Genomic DNA, 9,211 nt, shown 5'->3' with positions numbered 1-9,211 from the left:
TTATTCATGCTGATCTCCTTTTTAGTTTCTTTGCAGAACTATTATGGCTCTGGTTTTTAACTAACCCACGAATAATTGGAGATCAGCACTATTTCAAACTGGCTCAAGGGGAGTCATTATGTCTATGCCTTTTTGACAGATCAGATTAATGTACATACAATGTATGTACGATTTTATTTGAATGGGATGAGGTAAAAGCTGCCTCAAACATTACCAAGCACAACGTTTCTTTTGAAGAAGCGAAATCAGTATTCTTCGATGAATTTGCTATTCAATTTCTTGATATGGAACACTCGCAAATCGGGGAAGATAGGTTTTTGATGCTTGGATTGAGTAACGAAGTAAGACTTGTTTTGGTTTGTCATTGCGAGCGTGGAAATGGTGATGTCATAAGAATTATTTCCGCGAGGAAGGCAACAAAGAATGAGCAGAAACACTATGGTGGCAGTTTATGAAAAATGAATATGATTTATCAAAAATGCAATCACGGAAAAATCCTTATGCAAGCAGACTTAAAAAACCGGTCACAATGAGGATCAGCGAAGACGTGGTTGAATATTTTAAATCAATGGCAGAAGACTCAGGTGTACCATATCAAAGCTTAATTAACCTTTATCTTAGAGACTGCGTAGCCCAACATCGTAAAATTGATATATCGTGGGATACAAAGGCATAACACATATGAGCCTCCGGTTAGTCAATAGGTACTAGTGTGCTTTTGCGCTGCGCTCGCATAAAACAATCAACTCCGTTCCGGCGGCTTAGCTTGGCGTTAACGGCCATGACGAAGTTCTGCACAACATTCTGCACATGTGCTCATTTGCAAGCTAGACAATGTAATTAACGATGCCGATGCCACTGTAATCACTCGTCGTGACTCTGAAGATGCTGTTGTGATGTCATTGGATTACTACAACAGTCTTATGGAAACTGTTCACTTGCTTCGTTCGCCAGCGAACGCTGAACACTTAAATCGTTCAATTGCGCAGTTTAAAGCGAGAAAAACGACTCAGCGTGAACTTATTGATGAGTAACAGGTTATTGTCATGGACTGATGAGGCCTGCAATAGTTACGTTTATTGGCAGACTCAAGACAAGAAAACTTTGAAACGTATCAATAAACTAATTACCGATGTCCAGCGTTCTCCATTTGATGGAATTGGAAAACCAGAAGCCCTTAAAGAAAACCTATCAGGCTTCTGGTCTCGCAGAATAGATGATACCAATCGTTTGGTATACGCCGTGGATGATACAGCAATTACGGTTATCTCGTGTCGTTACCATTACTAGTAAGTGGCGGCGAACAAAAAAATTATGTTACCCATAGGCGCGCTGGGACACAAACAGGCAGGCGGCTTAGCCATTATAGCCAGCCAGTTTGTCGTCCATATTTAAGTATTAAGCGCCAAAGAGGGTTTATGAGTGATTTATCCTTCCTTCCTAAGCCAAGGGTAGCTCTTGTAACTTGGTCTTAAGCAACAGTATCTTACCTCTCGGAAGCTAGAGTCTTAAAAAGGTATTAAACAGCTTAGTAGTCTGCTATCTGCTCAAATGCGGAGGCGTTTGCTAAAGAGCATTATGGCGGGTATATGATGGTAATGTTACCCTGGGGCGTTTAGCTGAGGTTAAAGGGCTGACGTAAGCCTATCTATGCTTCCCTGTGCTATACTTTTCGTCTAAGTATAAGCTCTTTCTACTTGTTTGGTTTGTTCTAAATGTGAATTTAATAATCTTTAATCACTCAAAAGGCGCAGCTTTCAATGGGTTTAGCCTTTTGTTCTTCGGGGGGCGGTGATTTGAAATTAAATGAATGCAAAGCGTTGCAATATTGTTTTAGCGCAATCTTGATAGTGTTTGGTCTGTTCACCAACGCTGCGTTGGCTCAAGAAAAAGCCGTTGATCATGTGCTTTATCAGACTGATAAATTAAAAATTATGCCAGATGACAACGGCAGCTTACAGTCGTGGTGCACGTTGCAGCGGAAGCACGAATTCCCAAAGTACGTTAGGTTACGAGCGGAACATAAGCTTAGCCCTGCTGAGCGTGCTACGCTTTTCACGCCAAATTATGAAACATTTGTAGAACAAAAACTGATACCTGTTATTGAAAACATTTGCGGGCAGGTTACTGGGTTTCAGACGAATTACGATATTCGCTTAGAGATGATGAATTGGTCTCCCAAATTTGGTTACCAGAATTGGGATTTTTTTATTTTCAGGTATCGAGATGGCCAAGTCACACGATACGAATACAAGCCATATAGCCAAGCTAAGGCCTCGATGCCAGCTGAGGCAATATTAGCCTTGACGCCTCAGCCGCAGTTAGATCGTGTCAACAGGTTGCTTGGCAATATCGGGCCCTTCAATTTGTATCCTCACCATGACCCTTTTTGCTATAGCGGCTATGCGCACATTGATGCCGTGTTTAACACGTCTGTGAAAAGCAGAGATGAGTGGGTAACTGCGAATTACGAAGGGAAAGATAAAATTGGCTTTGAGGGTTTTGTCGCCAAAGAAATTCTGCCTTTGGTCCGAAAAAGCTGCAAGCGAGCCTCAGCAATTCAAGTTCACTTTTATAAAGAAGGCTCATTAGCAGCATGGGAAAGAATGACATTCCATCTGGCGCCCCGTGCTGGCATGAGCCTCAAAGCGCACCACATGAGCCAAAAAGCAAAAGAGTATGCAACGCTAAGAATAAACGAGCGTGTGTTTGGGACCTGTACTTCATCACCCTACTGTTCAATGTTGGGCGGGGTGTATTTAGATGCCATTTATCGTAACGATACCGCAGTGTTGAAACGCATTGACCAACAACTGGAGGAGGAGTACGCGCGAAGTGCGGGCACCCCAGCCCTGAAACAGTTTACAAGCTACCTTTTGCAGGCGGGTATTCCAGGTGCGAATAAAACCGACTTTAGGTTACGGCTTCCTGTTTTTCTGGCGGGTAAATATATTTACAACTATAGTCTTTGGGCGACAACCCCTACTAAACTTACTGGTGACCGCACTGCCGCCTGCTTTCGCAAAGGCACTAAGCTTTATGATACCCGCGTAACAACTGAAGTTATTGATTATGAAGACCTTTATGGGAATTATGCTGGCTCTATTGGGGGGATCCAACTAGGCACAAAGTACCGAGTGAATCCTGAATTTCACGCCTTGTGTGACAAAATTTGTGGTGCTGCGAGCGGCGATATTGCCGACTTTATGGACAGTTATTTTGGACTGGAGAAAACGGGCTTAATTTTGGCCGGTTTAGAAACAGCGATTCGGGAGCTTGATTGTCAAAGTGACATGGTGAAAAAGTTTGAGAAGCACTTGATAATGCTCGCAGATAAAGCTTATCGGTGAATTGAGTGACAGTGAAGCCTTTCCATTTTGTTTAGCTGTCTATCTTAACAGGGGTTATACGCTTTAAGAGTTTAGGTAGATGAAAATGAACAGAAAATAGGGTTCCTTCCCACAGAGATAAAAAACTTGCGTAGTCGCTAGCTCTTTGGCAGCCTAGACCCATTAGTGCCTGTGGTTATGAGCCGTGAGTTTGTAGCGGAATTAACAGAAATAAATCATGAGTTTATTTACCATGAAATAGATGGGGCCACTCATAGCTTTTCAGACTCGACACCACAAAAAGCTAAATTAGTATTTTCAAGAACTCATCAAGTTTATCGAAAAATGGTCAACCCGCACCTAACAAGGCTCTAAACTTGCTCCCTTTGGTCGCTGGAACAATAACGGGATGACATACTGCGCTTGTTTTGCCATTCTGCTCTTCGCTCTTTGTTACCGTTAGGCTAGCTCGCACCTTCTTAGAAAGTATCTGAAACAGATAAGCGCCACTACAAATTAACTAGTGTTTATTAGCGTGTTTCTTGGCAATGAGTAGCTCACAAAATTCATCAAATGGTAATGGTCGGCTAAACAAATACCCTTGAGCTACGGTGCATCTGTTGTCTAATAAAAAGTCTGCTTGGTATTGGTTTTCAACCCCTTCGGCTACTACCCCTAACTTTAAGCTATGGGCCATAGCTATCACTGCTAATATGATAGCTTTGTCATTTTCGTTCTGCTCTAGGTCGATAATGAATGATCGGTCTATTTTAAGGTTATCAATTGGCAGTTTTTGTAAATATGACAGTGAGCTATAGCCAGTACCAAAATCATCGATTGAGGTGGAAATACCAATGTTTCTTACCTGATCAAGTAAGAGTTTTACTTTGTCATAGTTATCGATTAACACGCCTTCAGTTAATTCTAGCTCTAAATTCTTAGCTGGCACTCCACTGTGATCAATCGCTTGGGTTACAAAATCGAATAAATGCCTATCTGCCACTTGTCTAGGAGATAAATTTACCGAAATTTTCAATTCAGGCTCATATTGCATAATCACTTTGAGCATTTCCGTTGCCCGACTAATTACCCATTTACCAATAGGGACAATTAATCCCGTTTGTTCAGCTATGGGGATAAATTTGTCGGGGCTAGTAAGATTACCATCGGCTAGACGCCATCTTATTAACGCCTCTGCTTTGGCAACCTGCCCAGTATTCAAATCAACTATTGGCTGTAGGAAAAGTTCAAACTGGTTGTTACTAATGGCATCTTTCAAAGCGCTTTCTAATTCAAGTCGGTATTGAGAAGCCTCTTTGAGTTCTATTGAATAAAAGCACAATTTACTTTTATCTTCTTTTTTCGCTGAAAACATGGCTAAATCAGCAAACTTCATTAAATCCTCGGAATTTGAGGCGTCACTTGGAAAATGCGCAGCACCTAGATTGAGGCCGATCTGAACCTTTTGTTTGGAAGCTGTGTAAAACGGCGGTTGAATGGATTCAATTAGACGATTGGCAACTTCAACACAATCATTTTGCTCTTTACAATCGGTTAATATGATGCCGAATTCATTGCCACCTACTCGTGCACACAAATCCTTTGTACTGATACATTGCTGTATCCGCTCAGCTAGGGTGACTAATATTTGATCGCCCGCCTGATGGCCGTGTAGTTCGTTGATTTGTTTGAAATGTTTTACATCCAAGTACACTATGAAAAATGGCTTGGCTTTTTCAATTTGGTATTCTAGTTTTTGCCAGAAAAACTGGCGATTGGGCAAGTTAGTGACATTATCGTACAGATTTAATTTTTCATTTCTTTGGAGTAAATATTTAACACGACTGACATCGCTGAATATAAATATCCAATGTTGTAGGTTTTGGTTTTCGTCGGTTACTGGGTATAACGCTAATTTCAGCCACTTACTTGAATAAGGCGGGTTATGCCAGAATAGTTCACCATGCCAACGACTACTCGTTCCTATCACTCTCTCAAACTCGACACATTGATTCTTAAACAGTTCGAGTAACTTCTTAAATGGTGATGCCTCAGAGGGTAAGTCGGATGTTTCAAATACACTGTATGAATTTGGATTTTGGATAATTACATTTAGTTGTGCATCGGTAATCACCACACCAATATCAGCATTTTCTATCACCCGTTTTATGGGTTTTTGTAGCGTTTGTAACGTTTGATTCTCTCGCAACACTTGATCGAGGCGTTCATGAATATACTCATGTTGGGCGAGGACTTTATCATTGGAAATTAGTAGTTCTCGAGCCGCTTGAAGGGTTTTTCGTTGTTTTTGATACTCCCCCTCTAAATTGTTGATGACCAAATATGAGTCACCATTTGAAACCGCGGCCAGGGCTTCCAAACGCAATAATTGATCTTCAGTTTGTTCTGACCAAATACCCGAGTGAATTTGTCCTTCACTACTATTTCGCCAGGACTCTTCAGCATCAATAAAAAAGTCGTCCAGATAGGCTGAATTGCCGGCAAACTCGAAAACTTCGCTATCTTTTGCTTCAGGAGCAATAGAATAAAACCAATCTTTATCGCAATGGATAACCCGAAATTGTTTGCCCTCTATTCGTTTTAAAATAGCGCAGTTTATGATGCCTAGTGCTTGAATAAGTGATGGTTGCATATTGATTAATTCAACGTTAGTTGGGCGATAAACTTAAACATGTCTTCAACTTGTTCGCCGGTTTTTGCGCTAGTGGAAAAACTGCGAACAAATTCTTTACTGTAGCCATTCAGTTCACTTTCCGTCCAATGCCAGGCCACATCAAGGTCGCTCTTATTGATAATCAGAATTGCAGGGATATCACTGACTTCTCGTACCATGCGATGAATTTCCATGGCTTCTACAAGACTTTGAGAGCGTGTATGGTCGGTTACTATTGCGTAGGCTGAAGCCCCTCGCAGGTACTTAGGCTGGAATCCACAATAACGGTCGATCCCTTCTAAATCCCAAATCATAAGTTGCACTTGTTCGACGGCTAAATCGACTAGTTTTTTATCAACCTTAACACCAATAGTGGTTAGGTACTTTTCAGAAAAAGTGCCTTCCACAAATTGCTTTACCAAACTGGTTTTCCCTACTCCTGATGGTCCGAGTAGGCAAATCTTTTTTTGGAACATAATCGGGTTGATGTCCTTATTTAATCCGTCTTGAAATCAATAATATTAAAAATGACTTTACGCAAACCTGAGCCAGAAGCTTTCATCTCTACCACTCCCAATCCTATGGCGTTTAAATATTGGGGCTCAATTCCCTGCTCAACTAAATATTGCCGAGCAGCGATGGCTCGTTTTCGACTTAGGGATTGATTAAACTGTTTAGAGCCCGTTGAATCACTTGCGCCCATAATAATCAGACCTACATTTAACTCTAGTTTCTTGGATAATTCAATTGCGCTACTCAGATAACCAGCTAGTGCCCGTAATTGCTCTTGGGCTTTTTCGTTTAAGGTACTCTGTCCTTGTTCAAATTCAATTTGTGTACTGTCTATTTTCGCCGTATTGATTTCGAAAAGAGCCGTTAATATTTCTGGGCTATCCTCATTAATAGTAGCTAATTCTTCAGCTTTTACGCCAGAGATTAACTCATCTGCATAAGTTAACCCCGGAATCGCATATATTTCTGTTGCTAAAGCCACACGTTGGGCATTTGGTAATACGCCTTGTAACACTGGGATTCTTTGCTGCCAATTAACATTTACCTGTGGGTATCGCGCTAAAATCGTTTTTAGGCGAGTTTTTACTAAGGGCTCTTCTAGTGACAGATAGTGTTTTTCAAAGACTAAAATGTTGCTTGCATCCATTTCCTGTTCAAGCAGCCAGTCTTCCACAGAAATCGCATCGGGATCACGCAATACCGATAATTCAATTCCTTGCCAACCCACTCGTTCAAATTTCCCCATAACAATTCCGGGTTGTTGTCCGATTTGTGTAATCTGATTTACTAACTGATTTTGTTGATAATCGTGAAACCCTAAGAAACCCAACCCAATGCATAAAATCAACACTAACAAAATAGCAAGTATCGGCTTTTTATTTTTCTTCTTTATTGCTTCTGGGCGCATCTTAGCGAGTAAGCACTCTTGTAATTGCTGAGAGGTTGCTTCAAAAGGTACAGTGTCGCCATTAAAGTTTGCGATTTCTTTGGCATATAGTTTATGGATGTATTCGTTGGTTATTTGAAATTTGTTAGAGATATCTTGGGGAATATTGCCAGTCACAGCTGCCACCAAAAGTAGTTTAGGACCGCGCTTTATGACCAATGAAAAGTCTTCTGTTTTGATGACTTCTAAGTTTTGTTCTGGAGACTCTTGTTGCGGCTTGAACGAATCAGACACAAAATCATTGATCGCCGTTAACATTGCCGAAACTAGGTCTCCGTCGGCTGATTCATGAACTGATTGAGATGCCGAATTGAGTAAAATTCCGGTTTCCTGATGGATTAACAGCACTTGCTCAACTTTAAATATGAAGGTTTGACTGGCTACATATTGAGAAAAACTGACACCAGATTGCCAAGCTTTAAAGCGCCACTTAATACCTTTAAATGTTAGGCTGTTTTCAATTAAAACGTTGGTTTTTTCTAGAAATTCACTGAGGAAAGAGGTGACGGATTTGCGCACTAAGCGCCCTACAAGGGGATAAAAATAGCCAACGAATTGTTCACTTTGCTGTTTGACTGAGGTTTCCACAGACTTTTGAACCACGGGGGTGAGTATCTTGCTGAACTCGTCATTGTGTTTCTGACGATCATGAATCGCCTCTATTACTACCTCGCTAACCATTTCTCTGGCGTTGTCTTTAATAACTTGCTTAACCAGTTCCTGATTTTTACCCAGTATAATTTCCCGTAGCTGCTGCATAGCCACATCATCTTCACTAGGTATATTCGAGTTGCCACAATCTGCCATGAAAATTGGCTTTATTCTTCGTCGGTTTCTAAGTTAACCGCCATGGTAGCAAGTAGTTTTGCTAACGTTTTTCTATCGGTTTTAGTTGAACTGAGTTCTTTGGTTACCTGATCCAGCCTCTCTAGCGCTTCAGCGAATCGAGCGTCATATTTTTCAGTGAGCATGGCAACCTCTTTGTCTACCCTTGTGTGGAGTTCATCCGTCTCTTGTCGCCCATTGTTATCAGACATCTCTAACTCAGAAGAAAGTTTATTCGCATAGGCATTTAGTTCAGCGGTTTTATCATCATACACTTTGTCCATCGAGTTAACTCTCAACTGCAACTCTTCGAAACCACTTTGCATAGACTTGTTTAGCTCGTTAACCTTGGCTGCCAATTGTTGGTCGGATTGTTGAAAGCGTTCTAGCATTTTATGCTCTAACTCTGACAACCTGTGTTCAATATCCGCTTGCGCAGCGCCAAACACAATTTGTCGTAAAGTAGCCAATTCTGAAGGGGAATTACTGTCGCTTTTGGCAGGAGCATCTTCCTTGGTTCGGTCGTCTGATTTTTTATTCACCACTATCACTTCCTTCTGCTTATATACCGTAAAACAATCATAGCCTAAAAAAACGACTAAATGCACGGGAAATAATTGACACTAATCAGTTTTTTTACTCTAAGATACAGGCTAACAACTCGCTTTCAAAACGATTAATTTTTCGTTGCTCCAATATGGCTGTCTTCTACGATTATTCGAATATGGCTGTTTTCTATGATTGGTATTCAAAAAATTAAAGTATGTATTGTTATTTTTTACAACGTTAATAAGGGTACCTAAGGCCTGTTGATCTTTGCTGTACATATTTCACTCAGCAATACATCGGCAACCACATCATCGAAAATGCCAGTGAAACCATACTGGCATAATTCCTTGCTAACTTTTCATACCTCGTTGATAT

General features: G+C 40.9%; 8 protein-coding genes and 2 pseudogenes. 5 read left to right on the top strand and 5 right to left on the bottom strand.

Annotated features, from left to right (window positions below):
- Positions 1-170: 170 nt before the first annotated feature.
- The 5 genes and pseudogenes from ACYVIL_RS19405 (at position 171) to ACYVIL_RS19385 (ending at position 3,350) form a co-directional block, all read left to right on the top strand.
- A complete protein-coding gene (locus tag ACYVIL_RS19405; protein ID WP_460314308.1) occupies positions 171-455 on the top strand; it encodes a BrnT family toxin in 285 nt (94 codons plus the stop codon).
- Positions 443-676: pseudogene (locus ACYVIL_RS19400) on the top strand (BrnA antitoxin family protein); the annotation flags it as partial. The gene ACYVIL_RS19405 and the pseudogene ACYVIL_RS19400, both read left to right, overlap by 13 nt.
- A gap of 136 nt (positions 677-812) precedes the next feature.
- Positions 813-1,034 (top strand): type II toxin-antitoxin system Phd/YefM family antitoxin, encoded by a 222-nt coding sequence (locus tag ACYVIL_RS19395; RefSeq protein ID WP_460314306.1) that lies wholly within the window; start codon positions 813-815, stop codon positions 1,032-1,034.
- Positions 1,027-1,290: a Txe/YoeB family addiction module toxin gene (locus tag ACYVIL_RS19390; protein ID WP_460314304.1), complete on the top strand. Its 264-nt coding sequence runs from the start codon at positions 1,027-1,029 to the stop codon at positions 1,288-1,290. The genes ACYVIL_RS19395 and ACYVIL_RS19390 overlap by 8 nt, the downstream gene beginning before the upstream one ends.
- Before the next feature lie 470 nt (positions 1,291-1,760).
- Positions 1,761-3,350 (top strand): hypothetical protein, encoded by a 1,590-nt coding sequence (locus ACYVIL_RS19385; RefSeq protein ID WP_460314302.1) that lies wholly within the window; start codon positions 1,761-1,763, stop codon positions 3,348-3,350.
- Positions 3,351-3,849: 499 nt separating this feature from the next.
- Here the strand turns inward: ACYVIL_RS19385 and ACYVIL_RS19380 are convergent, their stop codons facing one another.
- From ACYVIL_RS19380 to ACYVIL_RS19360, 5 genes and pseudogenes are all read right to left on the bottom strand, one after another.
- On the bottom strand, positions 3,850-5,982 hold the full coding sequence (locus ACYVIL_RS19380) for a putative bifunctional diguanylate cyclase/phosphodiesterase (RefSeq protein WP_460314300.1): 2,133 nt from the start codon (positions 5,980-5,982) through the stop codon (positions 3,850-3,852).
- 5 nt (positions 5,983-5,987) lie between these two features.
- Complete coding sequence (locus ACYVIL_RS19375) at positions 5,988-6,479, bottom strand: Rab family GTPase (protein ID WP_303475414.1); 492 nt, start codon at positions 6,477-6,479, stop codon at positions 5,988-5,990.
- 20 nt (positions 6,480-6,499) lie between these two features.
- Positions 6,500-8,269: an OmpA family protein gene (locus tag ACYVIL_RS19370; RefSeq protein ID WP_460314298.1), complete on the bottom strand. Its 1,770-nt coding sequence runs from the start codon at positions 8,267-8,269 to the stop codon at positions 6,500-6,502.
- 11 nt (positions 8,270-8,280) lie between these two features.
- Positions 8,281-8,829, bottom strand: a complete 549-nt coding sequence (locus tag ACYVIL_RS19365) for a hypothetical protein (protein ID WP_460314296.1) — start codon at positions 8,827-8,829, stop codon at positions 8,281-8,283.
- Positions 8,830-9,121: 292 nt separating this feature from the next.
- Positions 9,122-9,211, bottom strand: a pseudogene (locus tag ACYVIL_RS19360) (IS5/IS1182 family transposase); the annotation flags it as partial.

The organism is Aliiglaciecola aliphaticivorans, from assembly GCF_054782055.1.
Note: the sequence above shows the minus strand (reverse complement) of the source record. Positions and strands in the feature narration are given on the sequence as shown.